At 38.0% G+C, this 26,399-nt stretch carries 20 protein-coding genes and 1 pseudogene; 13 read left to right on the forward strand and 8 right to left on the reverse strand.

Annotated features, from left to right (window positions below; translation table 11 throughout):
- Positions 1–73 precede the first annotated feature (73 nt).
- The 3 genes from HCH28_RS08935 (at position 74) to HCH28_RS08945 (ending at position 2,888) form a co-directional block, all read left to right on the forward strand.
- The gene (locus HCH28_RS08935; protein ID WP_221680658.1) at positions 74–1,381 is read left to right on the forward strand and encodes an ATP-binding protein; all 1,308 of its coding nucleotides are present in this window, start codon (positions 74–76) and stop codon (positions 1,379–1,381) included.
- Positions 1,382–1,480: 99 nt separating this feature from the next.
- Complete coding sequence (locus HCH28_RS08940) at positions 1,481–2,029, forward strand: histidine phosphatase family protein (protein WP_221680659.1); 549 nt, start codon at positions 1,481–1,483, stop codon at positions 2,027–2,029.
- 13 nt (positions 2,030–2,042) lie between these two features.
- On the forward strand, positions 2,043–2,888 hold the full coding sequence (locus tag HCH28_RS08945) for a GNAT family N-acetyltransferase (RefSeq protein WP_221680660.1): 846 nt from the start codon (positions 2,043–2,045) through the stop codon (positions 2,886–2,888).
- Between the two features lie 118 nt (positions 2,889–3,006).
- On the opposite strand, the gene HCH28_RS08950 is transcribed toward HCH28_RS08945, so the two are convergent.
- On the reverse strand, positions 3,007–6,108 hold the full coding sequence (locus HCH28_RS08950; RefSeq protein ID WP_221680661.1) for a copper amine oxidase N-terminal domain-containing protein: 3,102 nt from the start codon (positions 6,106–6,108) through the stop codon (positions 3,007–3,009).
- Positions 6,109–6,527: 419 nt separating this feature from the next.
- Between HCH28_RS08950 and HCH28_RS08955 the strand changes: the two genes are divergently transcribed.
- The 4 genes from HCH28_RS08955 (at position 6,528) to HCH28_RS08970 (ending at position 10,531) form a co-directional block, all read left to right on the forward strand.
- Entirely contained in the window at positions 6,528–6,752 is a 225-nt protein-coding gene (locus HCH28_RS08955; RefSeq protein WP_004232790.1) for a transcriptional regulator SplA domain-containing protein, read from the forward strand.
- A 12-nt stretch (positions 6,753–6,764) separates the two neighbouring features.
- Positions 6,765–7,793: a spore photoproduct lyase gene (gene splB / locus HCH28_RS08960; RefSeq protein ID WP_036219626.1), complete on the forward strand. Its 1,029-nt coding sequence runs from the start codon at positions 6,765–6,767 to the stop codon at positions 7,791–7,793.
- A gap of 472 nt (positions 7,794–8,265) precedes the next feature.
- Positions 8,266–9,201, forward strand: coding sequence for an arginine deiminase family protein (locus HCH28_RS08965; protein ID WP_221680662.1), 936 nt, complete (start codon positions 8,266–8,268; stop codon positions 9,199–9,201).
- Between the two features lie 16 nt (positions 9,202–9,217).
- Positions 9,218–10,531 (forward strand): amino acid permease, encoded by a 1,314-nt coding sequence (locus HCH28_RS08970; protein ID WP_221680663.1) that lies wholly within the window; start codon positions 9,218–9,220, stop codon positions 10,529–10,531.
- On the opposite strand, the gene HCH28_RS08975 is transcribed toward HCH28_RS08970, so the two are convergent.
- Together HCH28_RS08975 and HCH28_RS08980 are read right to left on the reverse strand one after the other, a co-directional pair.
- Positions 10,478–11,284, reverse strand: coding sequence for a YqcI/YcgG family protein (locus tag HCH28_RS08975; protein ID WP_221680664.1), 807 nt, complete (start codon positions 11,282–11,284; stop codon positions 10,478–10,480). The genes HCH28_RS08970 and HCH28_RS08975 overlap by 54 nt on opposite strands.
- Positions 11,285–11,709: 425 nt before the next feature.
- Complete coding sequence (locus HCH28_RS08980; RefSeq protein WP_221680665.1) at positions 11,710–12,147, reverse strand: MarR family winged helix-turn-helix transcriptional regulator; 438 nt, start codon at positions 12,145–12,147, stop codon at positions 11,710–11,712.
- A 121-nt stretch (positions 12,148–12,268) separates the two neighbouring features.
- On the opposite strand from HCH28_RS08980, the gene HCH28_RS08985 reads away from it, so the two are divergent.
- A complete protein-coding gene (locus HCH28_RS08985) occupies positions 12,269–12,856 on the forward strand; it encodes an NAD(P)H-dependent oxidoreductase (protein ID WP_004232802.1) in 588 nt (195 codons plus the stop codon).
- Between the two features lie 24 nt (positions 12,857–12,880).
- Here the strand turns inward: HCH28_RS08985 and HCH28_RS08990 are convergent, their stop codons facing one another.
- From HCH28_RS08990 to HCH28_RS09005, 4 genes and pseudogenes are all read right to left on the reverse strand, one after another.
- The gene (locus HCH28_RS08990; protein WP_221680666.1) at positions 12,881–13,954 is read right to left on the reverse strand and encodes a sensor histidine kinase; all 1,074 of its coding nucleotides are present in this window, start codon (positions 13,952–13,954) and stop codon (positions 12,881–12,883) included.
- A complete protein-coding gene (locus HCH28_RS08995) occupies positions 13,951–14,628 on the reverse strand; it encodes a response regulator transcription factor (protein ID WP_221680667.1) in 678 nt (225 codons plus the stop codon). The genes HCH28_RS08990 and HCH28_RS08995 overlap by 4 nt, the downstream gene beginning before the upstream one ends.
- A gap of 14 nt (positions 14,629–14,642) precedes the next feature.
- A pseudogene (locus tag HCH28_RS09000) lies at positions 14,643–16,401 on the reverse strand (ABC transporter ATP-binding protein).
- Positions 16,402–16,532: 131 nt separating this feature from the next.
- Positions 16,533–18,251, reverse strand: coding sequence for a PucR family transcriptional regulator (locus HCH28_RS09005; protein WP_221680668.1), 1,719 nt, complete (start codon positions 18,249–18,251; stop codon positions 16,533–16,535).
- Positions 18,252–18,465: 214 nt separating this feature from the next.
- Between HCH28_RS09005 and HCH28_RS09010 the strand changes: the two genes are divergently transcribed.
- Entirely contained in the window at positions 18,466–19,074 is a 609-nt protein-coding gene (locus tag HCH28_RS09010; RefSeq protein WP_221680669.1) for an ankyrin repeat domain-containing protein, read from the forward strand.
- Between the two features lie 366 nt (positions 19,075–19,440).
- Complete coding sequence (locus tag HCH28_RS09015) at positions 19,441–20,691, forward strand: MFS transporter (RefSeq protein WP_221680670.1); 1,251 nt, start codon at positions 19,441–19,443, stop codon at positions 20,689–20,691.
- A 61-nt stretch (positions 20,692–20,752) separates the two neighbouring features.
- Here HCH28_RS09015 and HCH28_RS09020 read toward each other — a convergent pair whose 3' ends face one another.
- Complete coding sequence (locus HCH28_RS09020) at positions 20,753–22,627, reverse strand: multicopper oxidase family protein (protein WP_221680880.1); 1,875 nt, start codon at positions 22,625–22,627, stop codon at positions 20,753–20,755.
- Between the two features lie 320 nt (positions 22,628–22,947).
- On the opposite strand from HCH28_RS09020, the gene HCH28_RS09025 reads away from it, so the two are divergent.
- The 3 genes from HCH28_RS09025 (at position 22,948) to HCH28_RS09035 (ending at position 26,383) form a co-directional block, all read left to right on the forward strand.
- Positions 22,948–24,372 carry a tetratricopeptide repeat-containing diguanylate cyclase gene (locus tag HCH28_RS09025; protein WP_221680671.1) on the forward strand — a complete coding sequence of 475 codons (1,425 nt, stop codon included), beginning with the start codon at positions 22,948–22,950 and terminating at the stop codon, positions 24,370–24,372.
- 318 nt (positions 24,373–24,690) lie between these two features.
- Positions 24,691–25,173, forward strand: coding sequence for a cell wall elongation regulator TseB-like domain-containing protein (locus tag HCH28_RS09030; RefSeq protein ID WP_016994292.1), 483 nt, complete (start codon positions 24,691–24,693; stop codon positions 25,171–25,173).
- A gap of 16 nt (positions 25,174–25,189) precedes the next feature.
- The gene (locus tag HCH28_RS09035; RefSeq protein ID WP_221680672.1) at positions 25,190–26,383 is read left to right on the forward strand and encodes a pyridoxal phosphate-dependent aminotransferase; all 1,194 of its coding nucleotides are present in this window, start codon (positions 25,190–25,192) and stop codon (positions 26,381–26,383) included.
- Positions 26,384–26,399: the final 16 nt, after the last annotated feature.

Here is a 26,399-nt window from a genome sequence, read left to right on the forward strand (position 1 = left end):
AAACAAAAAAATAGAGTTAATTATAATATAATAATATTCTAGAATATTTATAGATGAGGAAGTACCGTTTTTTATGAAAAATAGAAAAATAAAACTAATATTAATTCTATCAACGATTTTATTATGTTTGTTTACAAGTTTAAACGTCTTTACATCCTATGTAAAAATAAAAAAGACCGTTGAAGAGTCGATTGCCAATCAAAGTTTAGAGGCAGCCCATTCTATTGCTGCATCCATTGATACGGATGCCTATCAGCAATTTTTAAATAATCCACAGGAAAATGATTATTATTGGAAAGTAAGAAATTATTTAAACGATGCTAGGATAAAATTAGGTGCACTATTTGTTTACACTTTAAAGGTGGATAATCCTGAAGTATCTATAGCCATGATTACAGGCATGCCAAAAGAAATGAAAGAGGGCTTCGGTATTGGAGTAGTTTGTACTGTTCCTGCAAAGCATGTAGAAAAGGCCTATAATGGTGAAACCTATGTTACAGAGGTAATTCATGATTCTGAACATGGGTCTTATTTATCTGTTGGTGCACCCATCAAAGATGATAATGGAACAATTATCGGGTATTTAGGCATTGACATTAGTGCAGATACGCTAAATGGTATTAAGGGTAAAGTCATTGAAGACAACCTATTTAATTTTATTTTTAATGGTGTACTTATTTTAATTGTCATCGGTTCTTTTTTATTTTTACAAAGATGGTATCAAAAAGAGGTGGCGAAGGAAGTTGGCGCTACAGAAGACACGTATCTAGCAGAAATCAAAACATTGATTACTTCGGTGTCGTCCCTACGTCATGATTTTACAAACCATATTCAAGTGTTACATGGTTTATTGCAATTAGAAAAAACAGATCAGGCGAAACAATATTTATCCTCACTATCGAAAGAAGTGCAAGCGATTAAGTCATTAAAATTAAATATTGATCATCCAGGTTTGTCCATCTTATTGCAAACGAAGAAATTAACGGCTCAAAATCATCATATTGATATGGATTTTACGATTTCTCAAAATGACTTTAATAGGATTAAAACGACAGATTTAATCAAGATTCTATCCAATTTAATTGATAATGCGATTGATGCTGCTGTTGAATTACCTGAGGAACAACGTAAAATTAAGATTTGCTGTACTGCAGATGTATCACAGTATGAATTCAAAATTACCAATACAGGGCCAAATATTGCGAATCCTGATCAAATATTTAAACAAGGATTTTCAACGAAAAAACATGAGAATGGTAGACTAAGAGGACAAGGCTTATTTATTGTCAAAGAAATTATCACTAAATATAATGGTCATATTTCAATTGATTCATCAAAACATTTAGAAACGACTGCTATTGTCAGAATTCCAATAAAATAACAGAAAAAAAGCTTCCTACAAAAAGTTGTGGGGAGTTTTTTCTATGTATAGCACATACATTACAAAGTAGAGAGTGATATGATGAAGGAGATGAAGAAAATGAAAAAGGGTCTCCTAGCGTTATTGAGAAGGGGTGGGCTCACTTTATATGCAAGACACGGGACAGCAACTATTGGTGTAGATCAAGCATATGGTACATTTCAAAGTTGTCAAAATCAACGGAATTTATCAGATCAAGGTCGTAGGGAGGCAATTTATTATGGTCAAATGCTACGCTATTGGCAAATTCCCATCCTTTCCACCATCACTACCAGTCCTTTTTGTCGGACCATTGAAACAGCGCGTTTGGCATTTCCAAACAGCAATCTCCAAATTGACCCCTTCTTGTTTGAAATCTTTATGCTAGGTGGCAATCTTCCTACAGTAGTGCAAAGCAGTATATTAACGACTTCTACATCGATGCTGGAAATCGTCCCACCCGAGGGCATAAACAACATAATCATTGGTCATAGCTTTCCAAGAAATGCGGGGCTGGGCATCATTTCGAATATGGGGACGGTTGTCATAAAACCTAAAGGTCAAGGACATGGTTATGAGATTGTGAGAAAATTAACCTTAGAAAATTTAGCAGCATTAGATTCCATTTGAAAAGAGGGAGAGTATGAAGATTAAAACAGTTGCACAATGCACATTAGATGAAGTATTGAAAGCATGGAACAAAGGCTTTGAAGGTTATTTTATTGAAATTAATATGACAGCAGAAATGTTTTTACAGCGACTAGTGGGGGAGGGGTTATCTCCTGAGCATTCTATCGTCGTTTTTGATCAAGAGGAACCAATTGCCATTGTGGTGAATGGCTTTCGTACCATCGATGGCCAAAAAACAGCTTGGAATGGGGGGACTGGTATTTCTCCAGCGTATCGTGGTAAGGGAGTCTCGCGCCTACTAATGGAGGAAACCCTAGCTATCTATAAGAGAGAAAATGTTGAATTGGGCACGTTAGAAGCGATTAAGGAAAATCAAGTAGCCATTGCTTTGTATAAAAAATATGGCTATGTGGTTGCCAATCAATTACTATTTTTAAGCGGCGAGTATGAAGCGAAGGCGATACCTACAGTAGCCCTTCAAATAGAGGCCATTCGCCCAGAGCAGCTAGCACATCGATCTTTCTATCAGGAAAATGTTCCATGGCAGTGTAGCTGGCAGAGCGTAAAGCAGGGAGAAGCAAGGGTGTTTTATAATGATAGCAATGAACCACTGGGCTATATGCTATACAAAACCTTGTGGAATGAATGTGGTGAGGTGGAACGTATTCTACTTTACCAATTGGTAATACTAGAAGATAGTAATGTAGATTTACTCCCGCAGTTTTTAGCAAGTATTACAACAGATAAAGTCCATTTGACGACAGTGAATTTCTTAGCGAGCAATCCAGCAACGAGCTATTTATTGAAGCAAGGATTAAAGGTGACAACAGAGCAGGTACATATGACAAAGGAACTATAGGAAGTTGTCGTTCAGTATACGAGCCATAAAAAGTAATCCATTATTACAAAACAAGAAAGTACTCCCTATGGTGATGTATACGCCATAGGGAGTACCTGCTATAAAAATAATGGACCAATTAATTAATTTGAGGGTCTTGGGCCGCCTCATTATTGATATTATCAGGAGATTTCTGGAGTTGCACTGAATTATTGGATGTGTTTGATAGCGAATAAGTTCCTTTCGCCAAAATCAGAACCTTAGCAACATATTCTGTAGATGAATCAAGTTGATTACCAAATGCATCTAAAGGTGTGCTTAGCGCTTGGCTAACGTTGGGAAGGCTATTCGGAAAAATTCTAGTACTATGTGTACTTTTAATAGCATCCTCCAATTTGAAACTATCTGCTTTATCCTTAGGTAACATAAACACTCTATACTCCGTTACGCTTTGACTATTTTTGACATCAAAGCTAATGTTTATATCGTTATATTTATATCCCTTATTCAAAATACTAAGTGTCACTTTCTCCACTGATCCAGAGGCTGAAAGGTCTTCCAAAGCAATGTAGGAAGATGGGTAGGATAAGCTATACATTTCCTTAGAATTCCCACTGCCTACAGACAATATATATACGCGATATTCTTCGCCATTCGTTATAAGTCTACCGTCTGTATCTTTACTAGTAGCTCCCAATTTCATACTATACTGGCCTTTACCCCAACCTGTATAATTAGTTGCTCTAATAGCTGTGTTCAGATCAAAGTCATTTGCCTTTGATGCGGGTACAACTAGAATACGGTAGCTATCTATATTTGATTCATCAGAAGGTTTTGTAAACGATATCTGTAGATCTCGACCATCTCCATAATCACCAACATCGCTTACATTAATATTGCTTACTGCCTGAACAGCTTTGCTTTTACTAATTGTAATCACAGATGAAGGAGAGGACAGAGCATAGGCATTTGAAGAATTACCATTTGCAACAGTCAGTACATAGACGCGATAGCTAGTTCCTTCTGTAATAAAATTACCTCGTACATCCCTAATCCCATCCAAGGTTCTATTTGCTACTAAATTTCCACCTTTGCCTTCTGTGATGTAATAAGAGCTACTATTGGCTTGTGAAAGATTAAAGCTACTGTAATATGCAGTTGGTACCATTAGAATCCGATAATGATTAACATTCGATTCATCCGTAGGCTTCGTGAATGTTACTTGCACATCACGGCCATCCCCTTTATCATCTATATCTGCAACATTTAGATTAGTTACAGCTTGCACAGTGAAGTTTTTAGTTAGTGTAATCGTAGATGTTGCGGCAGTTAGCGCATTGTTTCCTATGGTATTTCCATTGGCAACCGTCAATACATAGATACGGTAGTTCGTACCTTCTTTAATAGAATTTCCGCGTACATCCCGAGTATTTTCAGATAACGCTTGCTCATATGTGGATTTCCCAGTTTTGTTAATAGTCGTGTAATTGCTGCTGGATATGCTATTAGCATCCGTCAGACTAAAACTATTGTAATTTGCTGTTGGTACCACCATAATTCGATAGTGATTAATAGGTGTCTCATCAACAGCTTTATTGAATGACACAAAGAGGTCGCGACCGTTACCATAATCGCTCACATCGCTGGCAATAATATTCGACACTGCACCCACATTGTTGCTAAGCAGCGAAATCATATTGGAGGCTGAAGATAGCACATTATTTGCAGAGTTATTAGTTACTGCCATAATAAATACACGATAGCTAACGCCATTTTGAATGGCATAACCGTCAGTATCTTTTGCCCCTGCAGAGAGTACCTGAGTAATATTGTTGCCTGTTTTGTTCACTTGTGTGTAATAAGTGTTAGATAAACTGTTGGCTTTAGTCAATGTGAAGTTCGTATAGTTGTTAGCTCTTACAACAAAAATTCGGTAAGAGTTAACATTAGATTCATCAGACACTTTGTTGAAGCTAACTCTCAAATCGCGTCCATCACCAAAATCATTAACATCATCTACTTGTGTAATAGTCGGAGTAGATACAGTAAGCGTTACTGATAATGAAGCAGGCGAGAGTTTATTAATGCCCGAATTCGTATTACTTACAGACATAACGAACGCTGTGTAGGATTCGTTATGCTTTATAAAGTCACCTGAAGTATCTCGTGTTGAGGAGGACAGTGTTGCTATCAACGTACTGCCGTTGCTTCCCGATTTGTCCACTGTTGTATAATAATTGCTGGATAAATTATTTGCAGTGGTAAGACTAAAATTGTTAGCATCCTTGGTCTTTACTATAAACACACGGTAATTGGAAGTATTGCTATCATTTTGTGGACGAGTAAAGCTAACTGAGACATCACGTCCATCGCCAAAATCATTAATATCGCTAATCTTCACATTTGTTGCCGCGGTAACAGTAGACATGTTTGTTAGTGTAATTTTCGGTGAAGAAGTTGATAATACGCTAGAATAAGAACCTTTGCCAATGGCAAGTATATAAACCACATAAGACTGATCATTTTTTATGTAGTCTCCGTCCACATCTCGTGTGCTTTGCGATAAAGTTACGGCACGATTCGAATTTGAAGTCGATACCACCGAATAATTAGAAGAGGAGACTTTCAGAGCTGATGAAACATTAAAACTTTTAGAAGCCTTCACAACCATAACCCGATAATGATCTACGTATGATTCTGTAGACGATTTAGAGAAGTTAACCTCAAGATCACGCCCATCTCCCTGATCATTGACATCTCGAACTGACACATTGCTCACTGGAGCAATACTATTATTACTTGGGATGTCTTTGTCAGTTTTAATAGATACTTGCTGCTTTTCCGAGTTCCAATCAACATCCTGACCAAGTGCTTCACTGACGAAGCGTACTGGCACCATTGTTCTACCTTTTAATACCTGTGCTGGTACATCAAGCGTTACTGTCTGGTTATTAATAGTAGCTGTCTTTGATTTAATCTTGAGAACTACCGTTGTATCACCTTTTATCCCTGTGACTGTTTGAGTCTTTTGGTCCCAGTTTACGCTTGCATTCAATGCTTCAAAGATCGCTCTAAGTGGCAACATAACACGTCCTTGAATCATCGCTGGTGGCTGATCGGTTTTTAATTGAACCCCATCCACATTAATTGTGATGGCTTTTGCCGCTTGTGCGGTTGCCGGCTGTAATAATAACGGTACAATAAGTATCGCAGCAAAAAGTAAAGTCCATATTTTTTTCATAAATTCCACCCTTCTGCATGCCATTTGATTGACTTAGCATGACACCTAATTTAACGTATGAGCAGCATAAAAGTTTCACCCTTTTACCTTTTGAAGAAAATTTAACCATCACACAGTATTGATACTTTTTCTGGCTTATTTTCCTTATAACTGGACTGAAAAGAGTTAGGGGATTTTGAGTGGATATCGTCCCACTATTCAACGCAGGAGAGTTGAATAAAGCAGGTTAAATTGAAGGACGACGTTACAATGCTTAGGCAGTGGCAATTTTCTTGCTCATAATTGTTTATACCATCACTAGCTTGCTATTTTATTAAAAAATAACCGAAAATATATTGGATTTTACCAACTAAATTTTTTATGACATATTTTTTGTACACTTTCACCAAACTAATGGAAAGGCAGAGGAAGGTGAAGAGATGCAACAACCATTTGATGTGGGTGATATTGTTTATATTTTTTACCGCAATCCACATATTCAAGATGTAACGAATATACAGGAAGCAGCAGTCGTTTATCATCCAGAAAAACCAGAGGAGCTAGCTCTATTTTTATTTGAAACCTATTATCCAATCACGAATGATATGGTAATTTTTGCAAGTGAGATGGCGGCTGAACAGGCCTATCACCAGTATTTTCATTAAGGGAGGACTCACATGATGAAGCCATTTACCCCTCAGCTTGTTTATTTTGAGCCAGATGCCCTCCAGTATCCATTAGGTCAGGAGCTAAAAGAGAAGTTTGAGCAGATGGGAATTGAAATTCGCTATACCACTTCCCATAATCAAGTGAGAAACCTTCCTGGAGACAATGATTTTCAAAAGTATCGGGTAGCAAAATCGACCTTAGTAGTGGGTATTCGAAAAACATTAAAGTTTGATACATCTAAGCCCTCAGCGGAATATGCCATCCCATTTGCGACTGGCTGTATGGGACATTGTCATTATTGCTATTTACAAACAACTATGGGCAGTAAACCTTATATTCGGACGTATGTCAATGTCGATGAAATCCTAGAACAGGCCGATCACTATATGGCAGAACGAGCACCTGACATCACTCGCTTTGAGGCATCCTGTACTTCTGACATTGTAGGGATTGATCATCTTACACATACCTTAAAGCGAGCCATTGAGCATTTTGGACAAAGTGAGCTAGGTCAGTTACGATTTGTAACAAAATTCCATCATGTGGATCATTTATTAGATGCCAAGCATAATGGTCGTACAAGGTTTCGTTTTAGTGTCAATGCTGATTATGTGATTAAGCACTTTGAGCCAGGTACATCACCATTGGAAAAGCGCATTGAGGCAGCGGGGAAAGTGGCAAGAGCTGGATACCCACTCGGATTTATTGTTGCGCCAATCTATCTTCATGATGGCTGGCAGGAGGGCTATTATCGTATGTTTGAGCGATTGGATGCTGAATTGCCAAAGGATGTGCGCGATGACATCACCTTTGAATTTATTCAACATCGCTTTACAAAACCTGCAAAACGAGTGATTGAAAAAAATTATCCAATGACAAAGCTAGAGCTCGACGAGACGGTAAGACGATATAAATGGGGTAAATACGGCATTGGTAAATATATCTATCAAAAAGAGGAAGAGGAAGATATAAAAGAGCATCTGTATGGTTACATGCAGAAGTTTTTCCCTCAAGCAAAATTAGAATATTTTACATGACAATTAGAGAGAGAACGGCTTGTTTTCTCTCTAAATTAATTATGCGATATATCGATGGTCTTTTAAATCGTTTGGTAAATGGAGAAGAGATAAATATTGCCGTATCTCTGATTCATTGTAATCAATCACTAAATGACCGAGTCCATCTCTTGTATAGAAGAATGCGGTAACGGCGTACAATTGACTTTAAGGTAACAATTAGTACGTGAAAAACCACCTAGTAACTGTAAATCCGTAATGGCTAGTCCTTTTAACAGTATTCTTTAAGCCCTTGCCTAATTTCAGCAAACTACCAGGAAGTCCCCATCCTCCCTTCTATCTTTTTTACAGTAATAGACCACCAAACCAGGTAAAACGATTGTTTAATACCTACATTTAATTGGGGAAATTTTCTTGATTATGGTCCTTGTATAATCTTAAAGTCAATGGTAACGCTAACAGAGATTGTTGTGAAGAAGGAGAGAATACTTGAATGGATTCATTTCAACTAAATTGTTGGTCAGAACATGGAGAACTGAAAGTGGTGATGCTTTGTGCACCTTCCGTCGTAGATGTAACGGATTTAACAATAGCAGAGCAGGTTGGTTGGAGTGATGCAGTCAACCATCAGAAGGCAATGGATAATTTCATGGCATTAAAGACAACATTCGAAAACGCAGGGGTACATGTACTTGATTATGCAAGGGAACTAGCCCATGATCAGCAGCTATTAAGTGAACAGCTGCTTAATCGTTATTTTGTGCGTGACCTAGCCTGTGTCATTGGGAATCGACTTTTACTTGGAAATGCTGGAAGCTCACTTAGAAAACCAGAGTACCCTCTTGCACATTCACTATTAGAAAAATGGTTTCCACAACAATGGAAAGCTAATTTGCAACCGCTTCATTCCTTCGAATGCGGAGATTTGTTAATTTTAAATAAAGATGCTGTGCTTATTAATCTTGGAATGAGAACATCGATAGAAGCTATCGAAAGCTTAAAGGAAAGCATTTTTCAGGAGGGGTTTTCTGAAATTGCCGTAATTGATTTACCGAAAAGCAATGATACGCTGCATTTAGATATGAATTGTAATGTTGTAAACGCGAATCTGGTTGTTGCTAAAAGCTTTGTACGCCATTATCCTGTTCAGGTATTAACAGTTCAAAGCAGTCGTTTTGATATGGTAGAGTCATTTTTAAAGCGTCATGGTTTGGATGTTTACTGGCTTGACTCGTATAAGACCATTCCAGACATCAACTTTATTAACCTGAATCCAGAAACAATCATAATAAGTAAGCAGGCAAAGCCACAACAATTATTGGCGCATCCACTACTGAAGAATAAAAACTTGCTTGAAGTTGATGTCACTGAGCTTGAAAAAGGCGGTGGTGGCATTCGATGTATGACATTGCCATTGGTAAGAACGTAACGAAGGGTTGAGAACAATGACTTCAAAAACAGCTAAAGGAAGTATGGCCTGGTGGCAGCTTTCGCTTCTAGGTATTGGTTGTACTTTGGGCACTGGCTTTTTTCTTGGGACAAGTATGGCCATTCATAAAAGTGGGCCTGCCGTATTAATTCCTTTTTTATTAGCGGCCATTTGTACGTATATCGTGTATGATGCACTTGTTAAAATGTCTGTGGAAAACCCAGATAAAGGCTCATTTCGTACCTATGCCAAGCAAGCCTTTGGACGCTGGGCAGGATTTAGCAATGGCTGGGTGTACTTAATTTCTGAGCTATTAATCATGGGAAGCCAGCTGATGGCGCTCGGCATTTTTACGAAATTTTGGTTTCCGGCGCTGCCCCTGTGGGTTGCTGCCTCGATTTATGCTGCTATTGGTTTAGTTGTTATTCTCACAGGCATGAAGGGCTTTGAAAATTTCCAAAATATCTTCGGTGCCTTAAAGGCAGCTGCCATCATTATGTTCATTATTGTAGCAGTGTTCATCATCATGAGAGGTACACCATCTACTACAATGGCTTCACTTCAGGCTAATTATGAAGCATTTTTTTCACAAGGACTAAAAGGTATTTGGCTCGGATTACTTTATGCCTTTTATGCCTATGGAGGAATTGAAGTGATGGGTTTAATGGTCATCGATTTGAAAAATCCAAAAGAGGCGCCAAAAGCGGGGAGAATTATGCTGATCGTGATTACCGTTATTTTCATCATGGCCATCGCCCTTTCATTAGCACTCGTTACGTGGAAAGACTTTTCGATCGATGAAAGTCCTTTTATTACAGCGCTTCAAGGATACCATATCCCTTATGTGGCAGATATATTTAATGGTGTGCTAATCATTGCTGGTTTTTCAACAATGGTGGCCTCGCTTTATGCGGTTATCACCATTCTCACTACACTTGCAGAGGATCATGATGCACCGGCAGTACTTGCAAAGAAAGGAAAAATGAAAGTTCCTTTTCCAGCCCTTTTATTTTTAACGAGTGGACTAGTAATCACAATTGTGATTGGTTTTTTGATGCCAGAAAAAATCTTTGAATATTTGATTACAGCGGCGGGTTTAATGTTGATCTATAATTGGCTTTTTATTTTAGTGACCTACTGGAAGCTCATGGAGTTAACAAAGTGGGGGCATGTAAAGAATGGTATGGGGATGTTGCTCATTGCTGTGACGGTATCTGGAACTTTAGGTGAAAAAACAAGCAGACTCGGTTTTTACGTGAGCCTGCTCTTTATAGTCTTAATCAGTGTGGCGACCTGGATTGTTGTGAAAAGGCAAAAAAACATTACGTAATGAACCATTTGCCTGAGACATCCTTAAAAAAGGACATTTGGATGGACTATGGTTATCATCACTTAAGAAGTATTGTTTCCATTCATAACTATCTTCTTGCCCATACCATTTTAAATCTGGATGTCCTGGGACTGTGTCGTAGTCTGCAATCCGCTGACGAATGAGCTTTTTGATTTTTCGCCCAAAGGCTGTGGTGTCGTTTATATCATCGAATATCCAACGTGGTTGAATGGCCATTAATAAAGTGGAAAAATGACGACTCTTTCGTAATTTATGAGCTGGTGTTGCACAAGAGATAAAATAGGGTTCACCATGAAAGCAAAACTCCCATTCATGGTGAGTAGGCTCCATTGGTATTCCCTCAGGCCAATTCATCTCATCCAAATTGGTTAAATTATTTAATATGGACCAAAATAACTGCTGATAATCTGCCACCTCAAAGCTATCTTGCATATCGTGAGGGGTATGAAAGAACACAGTAAGAGTTGTATACTTCCCGAAAGTTCGTGATGCTTTCGTATAGTCCTTTAAGCATTGTGCTAACATTTTAATCGATTGCTCTTCCCGTGGATCCCCGATAAAACTATAGCGCAAATGGTTTGATAAAAAGCCCATTCTTGCTGGTATACATGGAAACGTATTCGCTTCATCCGCAATCGTGGCAGCAAAATCTGTATAGGCCGACTGTTGCCATAATGGAAGTGTTTCAAACTGTTCTTCAATCCACTCCCGATCAAATATTACTACTTCCACTTGAGACTCCTCCTTCTACTCACCTTTATACTATTAAAGAAAAGACAAAGTGGTTACGAATCTGTGGTGCGTGACACTAAAGATTTTTAATGAATCAAGTCAAATTATGGCTAACCTTTTTGCGTGAAAAGAAAAATGATTCCATGAAGAAGAATGAGCAGTTTTTGGTTTAGAAGTGATCACTTCGAGCAAGGAGATGAGCAATTTAAAAGAGAGAGCTACAAGCCAAGGAAAGAGCGGCTGTGAATAAGAAGTGAGCACTTTAAACCAAAGAAAGAGCGGTAGCGGTTCAAAAGTGAGCACTCCGAGCCAGAGAAAGAGCGGTTTTGAATAAAAAATGATCACTTCAAACCAAAGAAAAAGCAATTCAGTCAAAAAAAGATCTCGTCCCCTGCTACGCCAATAGTGATCAAAGAAGTATAGTCTTAGTCGTTTTGATGAAAAACCTTTTCCTCTAAAATGGTTAGAGCATGCTGGATGTCCTTTAGATCATCCTGTGTTGCGTGGTGAATAAGCTGTAAAAAGCGTTCTTCTATACAGACAAATGCCTCCTCCATCAATTTTTCACCTTCTTTGGACAAACGGACATACTGTTTTCTACGATCGGCTGTGTCACTAAATTTTTCGATTAGCTGCCGTTCCTGCAATTTCCGAAGTTCACGGCTAGTGTTGGGTAAGGACATATGCTGACACTCACTGATTTCGGTTGGTGTGACAGGTTGGCTTACTTTAATATATTCAAGAATTTTATAGTGTAGCGGTGTGATATTCGCAGCGGTAACATTTTGTGTGAGATCATGTGTCACTTGATGGACTGTTGCTGTAAATGCTACAAACTGATGAAATAAAGCGCTTTTATTCAATGGGATCACCTCTTACTGTCAAGATAACAAATAACTTGTCCTAAAACAATTATCATTTGACAACTAAAATGAAATGAACTATTATTTTGTTATCAAATGATAAGTAATGAGGAGGCACACAATGAAAACGTTAATTGTTTATACATACCCCAACCATAAAAGTTTAAATTATGCTTTTTTACAAGAAGTGATAAAGGGGTGTCGTGAGAACCCTGCCATTGAGGAGATTCAGATACTCGATTTATATGAAGAAGAGTTTGATCCACGCTTAATTTTCCATGAACATAAACGACGTCGTGATATGTATCGGGATCCGAAAATGGAGAAATATCGCCAACAGCTCTCTTGGGCAGATCAAATTGTATTTGTTTATCCGATCTGGTGGGGGAGACCGCCAGCCATGCTGTTAGGGTATATCGACCAATTATTTGCAGCAAATTTTGCTTATCGAGATACAAAGGGGTTATTTCCAGAGGGTCTTTTAAAAGGGAAGTCTGTAGTCTGTGTGTCCACGATGAAGGGGCCAACCAATTATCCATTTTTATGGTTGAACAATGCACATAAAATTTTAATGAAAAGGGCGTTGTTTAAGTTTGTTGGAATGAAAAAAGTGAAGTTTTTTGAGTTTGGTAATATGGAAAGTAAAAAGGGGAAGCAACAGCAAAAACTAAATAAAGTATATCGATACTTTAGCAAAGTAGCTTATTAGAAAAAATAACTCATGCAGACGGTGTTAGTCGTTTGCACGAGTTGGCGTACTGTTGATGGGGACAGTAATCAAAAATCTTGTATATTCTGCTATTTTGCTTTCTACAGCAATGGTTCCATGATGCATCTCAATTATTTTTTTGACAATGGCTAGCCCTAATCCGCTACCGCCATTTCCAGCAGTTCGCGAGTGATCGGCCTTATAAAATCTTTCGAAAATATGCTTTTGTTGTTCTTCTGTTAAGCCAATACCAGTGTCTTGAACCATCACCATTATCGTGTGGAATTGCTTTTTCATAGATAATGTGATGGTTCCATTGGTAGGTGTAAACTTAATACTGTTTGTCAGCAAATTCATCCAGACTTGATTCATCAAATCCTCATCTGCAGTGATGCTCAGGTTATCAAGATCGAGATCAAAGTCAATCTGTTTGGCTAACCAATTCGGTTCCAGTGCCAACACTACATTACGTAATTGTTTATCGAGTCGATAAGTTATAGGTTCAAATGGATGATGCTGCGATTCTAAGGAAGTTAGCTTGAGCAAATTGTCGCTAATTTTTGATAAACGATTACTTTCTAATTCGATTATAGCTAAATAATGCTGACGTTTTTCTTCAGGTAGGTTAATATTTTTCAGCGCCTTTGCAAAGCCATTAATAGACGTTAAAGGTGATTGAATCTCATGGGAGACGTTGGAAATGAACTCCTGACGCATTCTTTCCAGTTCACCTAACTCAACGGCCATATGATTAATACCATGAATCAATTGCCCAAATTGATCCTCCTCATCTGCTCTTAAATCCAGTTGAACATCAAAATCACCTTTTGCCATACGGCTTAATGCATCTACAATCGTGTCCCAATAGTTGCGTTGTCGATTTAGTCCGATGAAAAAGATAATGGCTGCTGAACAGGCAAAGAGTGCAAATACACCAATCACTGTTGCTAGTTGTAGCCAAAATCCCTGAGGCTCTACCCCTAACCGACCATATAGCCACGTAGTTACATGATAGGAAATAAAAGCGAAAACGGTGTTTGCTACAAGAAACAGGCAAAAGACCATCACTAATCTTAACAAGAATCTTCGTTTTCTCATGTGCCTAGTTCCAGGCGGTAACCAAGACCACGAATGGTGCGAATGGTAATACCGCTCGTCTCCTGTGGAAAGCGTTCTCGTATTCTTTTGATATGGACATCAACTGTTCGTTCATCTCCCTCATAGTCGTAGCCCCAGATTTCTTCGATTAATTGTTCACGGGAAAAGGTTTTGCCAACATAGCTTGCAAGTGTAAATAATAGCTCGAACTCCTTCAGACGAAGTAGAATCGTCTCGCCGTTCATTTCCACTTCATATGTATGGCGATTTAATTTGACATTACCAGCCTCTACAACTTGAGAAAGGGAGATACGATATCTTTTTAAAATAGACTTAACACGTACGATTAGCTCGGCAGGCTCGAATGGCTTTACAAGGTAATCATCTGTCCCTAAATGAAAGCCCTTGATTTTTTGAGAGGTTTCTCCTTTAGCTGTTAGCATAAGGATTGGTAGATCTGTATTGAATGAACGTATTTCCTCGCATAATGCCCAGCCATCCATGTTGGGCATCATAATATCCATCACGACCATATCGATTTTCTCAGCGTCTAATTTAGACAGTGCATCGACACCATCGATAGCCTCTATCACTTCTAAGCCCTCATTTTGCAGAAACACTTTTACCAATTCTCGAATATGTGCATCATCATCCACGACTAATAGTTTTGTCATCTCAACAAACCCCTTTATTCAATGTCTTTAATGCGTAATTGCTGCATGGCAAACTCACGATACATAGCATGTGTTTCAAAGAGTGTTTCGTGTGTACCACAGCCTGTAATATGCCCTTTCTCAATAAACAATATTTGATCGGCATCTACCACTGTCGATAAACGGTGCGCAATGACTAGTGTTGTGCGTCCTTGCATTAAGTTGTCTAATGCTTTTTGTACATAAATTTCTGATTTACTATCTAAGCTTGATGTTGCTTCATCCAGCATTAATATTTGCGGATTACGTAATAGCGCTCTTGCGATAGAGATACGCTGACGTTGTCCTCCTGAAAGCTTGATGCCTCGTTCTCCAACTTCAGTGTCAAACTTGTCTGGAAGTTCGTTAATAAATTGATCCGCATAGGCCATTTTAGCCACTTTTTCTAGCTCATCATCTTGCACTTCACGGTCAATACCATAGCAAATATTTTCTCGAATCGTTCCTGATAGCAGGGCACTTTCCTGCGCTACATAGCCGATTTGACTGCGCCAAGAGTGGAGTGAGAATGTTTCGATAGGTGTATCTCCTAGCATGATACTACCGTTTGTTGGCTGATAATATCGTTCGAGCAGAGAAAATGTAGTTGTTTTACCGCCACCACTTGGACCCACAATGGCTGTTACTTTGCCTGGCTCAATTGTGAAATTAATATCGGATAAAATGGGTTCCTCACCATAAGAAAAATCAACATTTTTAACATAAATGGGTTGATCTACTTTTTCTACAGTTAAGCCTTCTTCAATATGTTCTTCCTCGTATTCAAGTAATGCACTAATTCGTTCTGTAGCACCCATGGCTTTTTGGAGCTGGGTAAAGAACATCGTTAATTGCGTCATTGGCATAATGATTTGGATTAAATATAAAATAAATGCCACCATATCGCCAGCCGTCAGCTCTCCAGAGGAAACACGAACACCACCATAGCCAATAATAGCTACAAGCACGGACATCAGAACGAATGAAATCAGCGGGGAAATCAGTGCGTGGATTTTTGCTTCTTTTAGGCCGAATGTAAAGAGATTAGTAATGCCCTTTTTTCCACGCTCATATTCAATTTGCTCAGCATTTGAAGCCTTGACTAGGCGCGTTTCAGGTAATACTTGATTTAATACAGACGTAAATTTCGCTGTTTCATCTTGCATCCCTTTTGAAATCACAAACATGCGTCGCCCTAGCAGCATTAAGATCACCATAGCCAATGGCACGGCAATCAGCATGACTAAAGTCATTTTCCAATCTAAAAATAGAAGAATGATAATAGAACCTATTATGGAGATAACGCCAGATAAACAGTTGGCTAAATGCTCTGTTATAAGCTCTTTCACAACCGCTGTGTCATTCGTAACACGGCTCAATGTTTCACCGGTATCATGTTCATCATAATAGGGGATTGGTAAATGCAACAGCTTTCTCCATAGCTGGTCGCGTAATTTTGCCACAGACATGATGTCCAACTCGATTTAAATAGTAGATGGATAATCCACTGGCAATAGCCTGTGCAATAAAGGCAATACCCAGTATAATGATTTGCCAATAATTAAGCGATTCTAACGAAAAGCCATCCACTAATTGTTTTGTAAATAATGGAACAATAAACCCTACACCTGTCGTTGCTAAACTCATCACTAAAGCGATGACAAGTAGCCAAATCGGTGGTTCGGCACGTTTTACTAATTGTATAAAACGGCGCCAATCTTTTTGTTTAGACATATCATTTGATGTTTCTTGCAAAGAAATAAGCCTCCTTCATTGTCTGAAAACAATGTATTTCGTTTCTATGGCTTTACTATAGCATGCGTTTATGAACTGAATATGAAATGAATGGTCATCAAAAAAGGTGATGCGATCACCACCTTTTGATACTAGTCTGCGAATTCATCGTGGTATAAAGACTTACCAAGCAAGCGATAGATTCTCAAAGCTAGCTGGATTTGTAACAGCTCCTCATAGCTTTTTAGATCGGTTTTTAAAATTTCTTTAATCTTTTCAATTCGATAAATTAACGTGTTGCGATGGATAAACATTTCCTTGGCTGTTTCACTTATATTCATATGATTGATAAAGTAATTTTCTAATGTAAGTAGATAGCTTGTCCCGTGTAATAGATCGTGCTCAAAGACAGAACCCAAGCTTTCTAAGAAAAAGTCCTTTAGCTGCACTTCATTAATATTTGAATCTAAAAAATGATAAATGGAGTGATCTGCATAATGAGCCACTGCTCCACGCTCTTCGAAGCGGTGCATAAGACGGAGAGCTTCATGTGCCTCTGCAAAGCTTTTATGGACAAAACGTATATGTTTATATTCTTTGCCAATTCCAATTAAGAAGGAGGTTTGCGTATGTTGTTGTACTAATAATTGGAGAATGTTTTCTGCGTATTGCTTTGTTTCATTGATCGTGAAATCTTGTTTGTCGTCTTGCTGTCCAACTAATATAATGATTTGGTTATTGCGATAAAGGCATGTAATTTCCCCATTAATTGTGCTAGAGTGCTCATAAATTAAGTTCATACATTTTTTTGCAATATTATCGGTTTCGTATTTTCTAGAGATTAAATCATGCTGGTTTTGCAAATTTTTATGGCTAATAGAGATGACGATGCAATAATATTTATGGTTGATCTTTAAGCCGTGGAGATCACATAGTGTTTGTAGCGTTTCAAGCGAAGTGATTTTTCCAGTCAATAAATCATCAAAAAACTCTTGTTTAATCTTTAAACGTACACCCTCAATTTCCTTCTGTTTTATCCTTTCTAGTGCCACAATCGTGGAGGCTTGCTCTAAAACGATGAAATCAAACTCATTCAGATCCCGTACAGTTTGCCAAATGACAATATAGCCATAAATATAGTTGGCCACTGCGACAGGGAGAATTCTACAGGTTACTGCTAGATCTTCTAATTGATAGATTCGTGTAATGGATTTTTGCATTTCGTTGAGATCGTTTGGAATGGTATCAATAAAATCCTTTGAAAATGTTGGACGATTCTTCTTTAGGTTGATCCCATAGGCAAGTGGTACAGGATTCGTATCAAGATCTGTATAATGCAGTAAATTCCAGTCATTATCTAAAAAGATTATCGGATTATTAATTGTTTCAGCTAATTTAGAGGAAATGGATTCAATGCCTCCTCCTTCAAGCGCCACCTTAAATAGCGTATTGTGCATATCCAAAGATTTTCTATTTAATAGATCATAACGTCCACATGCCTTTTCATTGATAATCGAGATGACCTTGGAAAGGGTGTAATTATAAGGTAACTCTAATAACGGTAATCCATGCTGATTGGCAATATCGATCATGTTTTGAGGCGTCTTTTGTAAATAGCGCCTCATTTTGATAACAAGGCCTGCACAATTGATTTTAGAGATTTCTTGGATGATTTTATTTTGTAAGGCTTCATTATCTTGGAAGATGTAACCAGTCGTTAACAATAATTCATTCGGCGTCAGCCAATCAAATGCATCGGGATTTTCGATAATATTCACAAGTGCAATTTCATTGTGAATTCCTTGCTCTCCAGCAACAATTTTAATTCCTTCCAGTGCCTTTATCTCTAATATATCTTTAATTGTTAGCAAATGATTTCACTCCTTCGCCATAATCTTATCACAAAACATTGTACATATTGCCTAAATGATCTACATTCTTTTTGGTTTTGCTAAACAATGATATCTACAGGATAAGAGAATAAAATAAAGCTTGTAAGACGGAAATGTGAAAGTAATAACATTCTCGCGGTTTATTTCTTTTTAGTCGAAATGAACAATAGGTCAGAGAAATGGAGGAATGAAATTGGTAGATATAAATGTGGTCTCAGAATTTTTAACTGCAGCTGAAGCAGGTGATATTAACGCTCTGAAAGGTTATTTACAACAAGGTGTGGATATTAATTCTCAAAATAAGCGCAAACGTACAGCAATTTTACTTGCTGCAATGAATGATCAATTAGAAACAGTAAAATTTTTGATTCAGGAAGGGGCAGATATTGACCTTCAAGATCAAATTTGTTTGAACCCATTTTTGTATGGATGTATAAATGGAAAGTTAGAGCTTGTGAAAATAATGCTACAAGCAAACACAGATTTAGAGCGTTTAACACGCTTTGGCGGTGTAGGGATTCATCCAGCAAGTGAGAAGGGCTTTGTAGAGGTAGTTCGTGAACTTGTAACGACTACAGACATCAATGTCAACCATACAAATATTTGTGGCTGGACACCATTGATTGAAGCCATTCTCCTCAATGATGGTGGAGAAGAGCAACAAGAAATAGTTCGTCTATTAGTTGAACATGGAGCAGATACACAATTAGTGGATCAATATGGTGTGACACCATTAACAATGGCTAAAGAAAAAGGATTTACTGAAATTGAAAAAATTCTACTAGAAGCAGGAGCGAAATAGTAGTACTCCTACACATAAAGAGGGTGTACATATGATACATGCCAAATCGGGTGATGATTTTCAAATGATGCTCAAAGCCGAAGCCTATCCATTATTTTCAGTGTAGATCGCTATGTTAGTCAGGCAACAACGGCTATGATTGAGCAAATTAAACATTACTTTAAAAGCAAATAGGATGAACAAAAAGGAAAATATAAAAATATGTTCCTTTTTTTGGAGAGTTCACATATACTATTTATAAACCGACAGTCAGTCTAATTTGTAGGGCAAGTTCAAGAAGCTGTAAAGCCTCAACTTGTGCCTACAATTTTTTAACATATTAAATGACCGACTGTCGGTCTAAAAATAATAAGGGGTGTTTTTCATATGGAAATGCTAGTCAAAGAAAAAGGCTTTTCGAAAGATTTTATCATTATGGTAGTTGGGCAAATTATTTCAATTTTAGGCTCTGCACTTTTAAGGTTTGCTCTTTCACTTTTTGTTTTAGATATAACAGGACGGGCAGATCTTTTTGCTGTGCTTTTTGCTATTTCAAGCCTACCTGTTTTACTTACACCATTTGGTGGCGCAATAGCAGATCGTTTTAATCGGCGAAATTTAATGGTCCTATTTGATTTTGTCAGTAGTGGCATTGTATTGATTTTTTTTATTGTATTACTAACAGACAATCATTCTGTGCTATGGATTGGGTCGGTTATGGTGCTTCTTTCATTCATTAGTGCGATGTACACGCCAGCTGTAATGGCTAGTATTCCGCTATTGGTTAGTGAGCAAAAGCTTGAGCAGGCTAATGGGATTGTCAATGGGGTCCAGGCATTAGCGGGGGTGACAGCACCTGTGCTAGGTGGGATTTTATATGGAATGCTCGGCCTCAAACTTCTCGTCATAGTAAGTGGTTTATTATTTTTCATTACGGCTATTGTAGAAATGTTTATGACGATCCCATTTGTGAAACGTAGCTATGATGGTCATTTGGTACCGACATTAATCAAAGACATGAAAGAAGGTTTTACTTATGTGGTGAAGCAAACATTTATTTTAAAATGTACGCTACTTGCTGCTTTATTGAATTTACTATTGACCCCACTTTTTATCGTTGGTGTGCCTATTATTCTTCGTGTCACGATGAAAAGTAGTGATACATTGTATGGAATAGGAATGGGGATTATTGATTTTGCGACGATTTTAGGCGCGTTAACGATGGGTTACTTTGCAAAAAAGCTGCGTATGCACACCCTCTATATTTGGGTATTGGTGTCAGCCTTTTTGGTGATTCCTATGGCTATGTCTGTACTCCCTCACGCCCTTCAAATTGGCTATTATCCCTCGTATAGCTTATTTATTGGGTGTGCGCTTATCATTGCGATGATGATGACGATCATCTCCATTTACGTAATGACCCTTGTCCAAAAAGAAACACCAAATGAACAATTGGGGAAGGTCATGGCGATTATGATGGCAGTATCACAGTGTATGGCACCACTTGGACAGATGGGGTATGGGTTGCTATTTGAGTACTTTCAAGCCAATATCTATATACCAGTCCTGATGATCTCTGTGTGTGTATTATTATTAGCTTTCGTAACGAAAAGAATATGGCGATTGGAGGCCAAGTAAATTGCTAGAACAAAGAAAACCACCTTTTCATTGGTAGTTTTCTTTGTAAAGCGATACCTAGCTAAAATCTTCTGGTTCTACGACGAGGACTATGCCTGTTGGTAGGAGTATTGGTAGGAAGGGTTGGTAACAGTAGCGTTGGCATATGTCGTGTATTATCTCCTATATGAATAGTAATGGATTCCTCTTCATTAGGTAAGGCTACCTTTTCTTCCTCAAGTACTGAGTGTTCTACCTCATTTAATAGTGGTGCTGAAAATTCGCTATGATGGGTAGTACTTGTAGTACTTGTAGTACTTGTAGTACTTGTAGTACTTGTAGTACTTGTCGGAGCTGTTGATTCTTGATGTGTTACGGGATGTTCTACTGCTGCATGAGGCTGCTGAACAGCATGGACGTCTTTCATAACGAGAATGGGTCGCATCATATCATGATCCTCATGCTCAAGGAAATGACAATGCCACATATAATTCCCGACATGATCTTTCCAATGCATAATAATTTTTGTAACCTTTCCAGCGTCAGCCTTCACCGTGTCCTTCCAACCTCGCTCATAGTCTCTTGGTTCTTCAGGCGGCCCTGTAAATTGTACGATGCCTTCATTTTGATAGATATCTAAATCAAACGGCCTTCGTTCCAAAATTTTAAATTGAATGAGATGTAGGTGAATAGGGTGGATAAAGGGTGTAGCATTAATAAAGTTCCAGATTTCAACACTATCTAAAGAAGGTTTTTCCGTTGCTGGATCATGGTACATACGATCATTTAATAGCAACATAGGTCGCCCAAATTCATCGGTAGTCGCCGTCAATGGCAGTTGTCTTTCTATATGTGCATGGTGTGGATGTAGATCCATAGAAACGGCAAGTCTTTCTGGAATTTCACTTGTATCTTCACATTTCAAAGGTAAAATTACTCGAAACTGCATAATCACGTTTGTATGTTCATCACTGAAATCGGTATCAGTATTAAGTAAGGTAATCTCCTGTCCAGCACAGCTTGAAAAATCGATAATGACATCCGTGCGTTCAGCTGGCAGCAACTCGACAGATTGGATAAGCTGTGGGGCTGGTAGTAAACCGCCATCTGTACCAATTTGAAACATTGGTTGACCATTGGAAAGACTAATGACATAGCCTCGTCGATTAGATCCATTTAGGAAACGAAATCTATATTTACGTGGCTCTACATCTAAATAAGGCCATAGTTTTCCATTAACCACTATCGTATTGCCAACAAAGCCTGGTGTGATAGAGGGGTGAACAGGCACGGGAAATGGTGGTTCGTCAGGATAAAACAATGAGCCATCCTCATTAAACGATTTATCTTGTATCAAAATCGGATATTCATAGTCTCCACATGGTAAATTAGAGCGTTCCTCAAGGGCATCCCTTAATAAATAAAAGCCTGCTAATCCTGCATAAACATTTAAACGTGTTAAAGCCATGGCATGGTCATGATACCACATGGTAGTGCCAGGCTGATGATTCGTATATTCATGTATTTCCTTATTAAATTTTGGACCAGTATGCCGATAGTCTTTTGTGTACCATGCTTCAGGATGACCATCACTCTGCCAATCCACATTGGCACCATGTAGGTGAGTAACTGTTCTTACTTCTTGTGAATCGTTTGCAGCATGAAGCGTAAAATCTACTGGCAAAAAGTGCTGTAAGGGCAGCTGATTTTTGTATTTCACATAGATAGTTTTATCTTTTGAAGCTTCTATGGTTGGCCCTGGGTAAAGTCCATTATAGCCCCAAATTAATGAGTTTGGAAAATGCTTATGAAAACGATGCTGGCCTTCCATCATGACCAATTCGTAATAATCATTCTTCTGTTGCCCTCTGCTGTATTTTGGTTTGGCGATCATTGGTTTTGGAAGTTCATCTACAAATTTTGGAATCGTTGCTGGATCAGAAGGGTTAATTTGCATACTCACAACATCACATCCCTTTTCGATACTAAAATAGCTAATAAACTCATCATATGGGTAAAAACAACAGGTAACGAGGACAAAAATGGAGAAAAATGTGTAAAGAACATAAAAAAATTAATTACATATTATAGGAATAAAATGATTCATTTTAAAGCAAACAGATGGAAGATTTTAAAACAATCGTCACAAGAGATTTTTGCGTTGTAGGTAATAGTTGGTATCTTACGAAAAAGGGGACGAAGTGAATAAATATGTCTTATAATTGAGAAAGCACAAAGTAAACTGGATGATATGGGGCATGGAGAAGTGATGAAACGGTGGAATTAACATTAGAAGAATTAAATAAAACGATAATGGAGATGCGCACAAAGGGGTATTTAACGAAAGCACTAAAGCTTGCTGATCAAGGTCTTTTAGTCGCATTAGAGAGCAATAACTATGCATATGTCATGGATTTGTACTATCAAAAAATATTAGTTCATCATTCTTTAGGTGACACATTAAGCATGGTTAATCTTATTCATGATTATGAGGCCATTTGTCAAAATTATGGTACGACAAAAGATTTAATGCATTATCATTTAGTGATGTCATTAATCTATGATTTAGTGGGCATCCGTGAAAAAACGGTGGAAATGACGAAGAAATCTATCGCCTATGCACAGGAGCTACAAGATCCTGTCATGCTTGTTCGCTGTCATAATAATCTGTGCTATTTAGAGGTAGAGAAGGGCTGTACAAAGGAAGCACTTCAAGCAGGGCTATTAGCTAGAGAATATAACAAATCTCTTGCTAGAACAATGCCTGAGCTAGCAAAATTACATGATATTCGTATTAATAATAATTTAGCAGATGTGTATATTTTAGAAGGGGATTTTAAAAAGGGGAAGGCATTGCTGGACAGTACTTTATCCTCTGCAATTATTCATCATCATAAACGAGAAAAAGTAGCGGCATTGTTTGGCTACGGTTTTTTATTTGAAAAACAGGAAAAGCTTGAAGAAGCCGTATTCTATTATAAACAAGCCATAGATCTTGCCCAATCTTATGGAGATAAGCCGATAACAAAAAAAGTGATGCGCTTACTGTTAAACGTATTGTATCAATTGGATTGGCGAGATGAAATTTTTGATGTACAGCGTGAATATATTGATCTATCAGAAAAAATGAGTGTTGCAAATTTATTACAACAAGTAATGAACTTGGAATTTAAGCGTCAAAAGGAAAAGCTTGAGATAAAAGCACATTATGATCCATTAACAGGTGTTTTAAATCGTCATTTTTTAGACTATGAGCTACAGGAATGGCTCAATGCAGCCGAAATAGCGCAATCCTATGTATGTATTACGGTTTTGGATGTCGATTATTTTAAACTATTTAACGACACGCATGGTCATTTATTTGGAGATATGATTTTACAGCTTTTAGCTAACAGCTTGAAGGATTTTTTACAGGATGAAGATGTGAAAATTATTCGCTATGGCGGAGATGAATTTATCCTTTGTTTCAGGCATTCGCAAAAGGACTATATCAAAACATTGGTCCATAACACACATGCCTATTTGCTCTCATTAAAGCTCGAACAAGAACAGCAAAGTTATCCTTTAAGGGTTAGTATGGGTGCTTGTGTGAATAATCAGAAAGACTATCAATACAAGGAGCTATTTGAGCAAGCAGATAGCTGTTTATACCAAGCAAAAGCGAATGGCCGTGCTAGCTGTGTGCTATACGAATTATCATAATGACAGGTTCCTATTTACATAGTTAAATAGGAATTTTTCTTGTGATTGGACCATGTTTTTTATGCCCAAAACGAGGCTTCTATGAGGTGGAATGAAATTTACTGTAGTCATCATTTGAAAACGTTGTTCTAGCAACGTACAATATATGAAATTAAGAAACACGACAGCACAAAATTGTTGTATAATGTTGTGGTATGAGGAAAGAAAGCAGGTTGACAAAATGGAAAGCAAAATGAATGGTTACACAGTTATAGACACACACATGCATCAGCTATGTGTTATGCCAAAACAGCTCGATGTGAAACATAAGGTGAATAGATGAAAAACTGGTTAATTTTCATTTCTGTCTTTATTGTTTCGTTGTCACTTGTCATTAGTATTTTAGTACTCTGGAAAGCCGAGGCTCCGTTCCGTTCAATTGAAGAGCAGGCTGAACAGTTGGCACTAGATGCCAAAGCCCTCGCAATTGTATCGGAGTCCTACACATATAATGGCAAACATTCGTATGTTACTGTGTTCGGGGTAGACGAATACGGTGATAAAAAAGCTGTCTTTGTTCCGACGAATCTAGACGAGGATTCCATTCAGGAAGTGTTATTAGAAGATGGTATTACGGAAAAGCAAGCATTATCGGTTTTTAAAAATGAAGGAAATGTACAAAAAGTCCTCCACATGAAATTAGGCTATGAGGAGCCTGGCGCAGTTTGGGAAATTACGTATCTGAACGACCACGACCAGCTCAACTATGTCTATATTCTGTTTAAGGATGGCGACTGGTGGAAGCGCATTACGAATTTATAAGAGGAGTAGATCCCGAATGAAAAATTTATTAGCAACACGTGTAAAAACTTTAACACCATCTTCAACATTAGCGATTACTGCAAAAGCAAAAGCATTGAAAGAGCAAGGTATTGATGTTATTGGTCTTGGAGCTGGTGAACCAGACTTTAATACACCTCAAAATATTTTAAATGCTGCCATTGATTCAATGGAAAAAGGTTATACAAAATATACACCCGCTGGCGGACTTCCAGTTCTGAAAAAAGCCATTATTGATAAGCTTCAACGCGACAATAACCTTACTTATCAGCCAAATGAAATCATTGTTGGTGTAGGGGCAAAGCATATTTTATACACGCTATTCCAAGTGATTTTAAATGAAGGCGACGAGGTTATTATTCCTATTCCTTATTGGGTGTCTTATCCAGAACAAGTGAAATTAGCTGGCGGCGTACCAGTTTATGTTGAAGGTACACGTGAACAAAGCTATAAAATTACAGCGGATCAACTGAGAGCAGCTGTGACAGACAAGACAAAAGCAGTGATTATAAATTCTCCTAGTAACCCATCAGGGATGATTTATTCTCGTGAAGAGCTTGCAGAACTTGCTGCTGTTGCAGAAGAAAAAGATATTTTAATCGTGTCAGATGAAATTTATGAGAAGCTTGTATACAATGGTATTGAGCATTTTTCAATTGCACAACTTTCTGATGCAGTGAAAGCACGTACAATCGTTGTTAATGGTGTGGCAAAATCTCACTCTATGACAGGCTGGCGTATTGGATATGCTGCAGGTGACGCAGACATTATTAAAGCAATGACTGACCTTGCATCACACTCAACATCTAATGCGACAACAACAGCACAATATGCAACTGTGGAGGCGTATAATGGCTCTCAGGATACGGTAGAGGAAATGCGTCAGGCATTTGAATCTCGTCTTGAAAAAATTTACCCACAGTTAAGTGCTATTCCTGGCTTCCATGTATTAAAGCCACAGGGTGCATTCTACCTATTACCAGACGTAGCAGAAGCTATGGCTCACACTGGCTATGATTCAGTAGATGCATTTGCTGCGGATATTTTAACAGAAGCAAACGTAGCAGTGATTCCAGGCTCTGGCTTCGGTACACCAACTACTATGCGATTATCTTATGCTACATCTTTAGACTTATTAGAAGAGGCAGTCCGTCGTATTGATACATTCGTAAAATCAAAATGGCAAGACTAATCCTTCTAGTCAACTT

It is taken from the genome of Lysinibacillus sp. K60, assembly GCF_019731275.1.
Classification (GTDB): Bacteria; Bacillota; Bacilli; order Bacillales_A; family Planococcaceae; genus Lysinibacillus; species Lysinibacillus capsici.

What these genes read in the sequence shown, in the direction of transcription:
- HCH28_RS08990 (WP_221680666.1), bottom strand. Translation starts at nt 13,954, where the DNA reads ATGAGAAAACGAAGATTCTTGTTAAGATTAGTGATGGTCTTTTGCCTG.
- HCH28_RS09020 (WP_221680880.1), bottom strand. Translation starts at nt 22,627, where the DNA reads ATGCAAATTAACCCTTCTGATCCAGCAACGATTCCAAAATTTGTAGAT.
- HCH28_RS08985 (WP_004232802.1), top strand. Translation starts at nt 12,269, where the DNA reads ATGAAAACGTTAATTGTTTATACATACCCCAACCATAAAAGTTTAAAT.
- HCH28_RS08935 (WP_221680658.1), top strand. Translation starts at nt 74, where the DNA reads ATGAAAAATAGAAAAATAAAACTAATATTAATTCTATCAACGATTTTA.
- HCH28_RS09015 (WP_221680670.1), top strand. Translation starts at nt 19,441, where the DNA reads ATGGAAATGCTAGTCAAAGAAAAAGGCTTTTCGAAAGATTTTATCATT.
- HCH28_RS08940 (WP_221680659.1), top strand. Translation starts at nt 1,481, where the DNA reads ATGAAAAAGGGTCTCCTAGCGTTATTGAGAAGGGGTGGGCTCACTTTA.
- HCH28_RS08970 (WP_221680663.1), top strand. Translation starts at nt 9,218, where the DNA reads ATGACTTCAAAAACAGCTAAAGGAAGTATGGCCTGGTGGCAGCTTTCG.
- HCH28_RS08945 (WP_221680660.1), top strand. Translation starts at nt 2,043, where the DNA reads ATGAAGATTAAAACAGTTGCACAATGCACATTAGATGAAGTATTGAAA.
- HCH28_RS08965 (WP_221680662.1), top strand. Translation starts at nt 8,266, where the DNA reads ATGGATTCATTTCAACTAAATTGTTGGTCAGAACATGGAGAACTGAAA.
- HCH28_RS08955 (WP_004232790.1), top strand. Translation starts at nt 6,528, where the DNA reads ATGCAACAACCATTTGATGTGGGTGATATTGTTTATATTTTTTACCGC.
- HCH28_RS08950 (WP_221680661.1), bottom strand. Translation starts at nt 6,108, where the DNA reads ATGAAAAAAATATGGACTTTACTTTTTGCTGCGATACTTATTGTACCG.
- splB (WP_036219626.1), top strand. Translation starts at nt 6,765, where the DNA reads ATGATGAAGCCATTTACCCCTCAGCTTGTTTATTTTGAGCCAGATGCC.
- HCH28_RS08995 (WP_221680667.1), bottom strand. Translation starts at nt 14,628, where the DNA reads ATGACAAAACTATTAGTCGTGGATGATGATGCACATATTCGAGAATTG.
- HCH28_RS09035 (WP_221680672.1), top strand. Translation starts at nt 25,190, where the DNA reads ATGAAAAATTTATTAGCAACACGTGTAAAAACTTTAACACCATCTTCA.
- HCH28_RS09030 (WP_016994292.1), top strand. Translation starts at nt 24,691, where the DNA reads ATGAAAAACTGGTTAATTTTCATTTCTGTCTTTATTGTTTCGTTGTCA.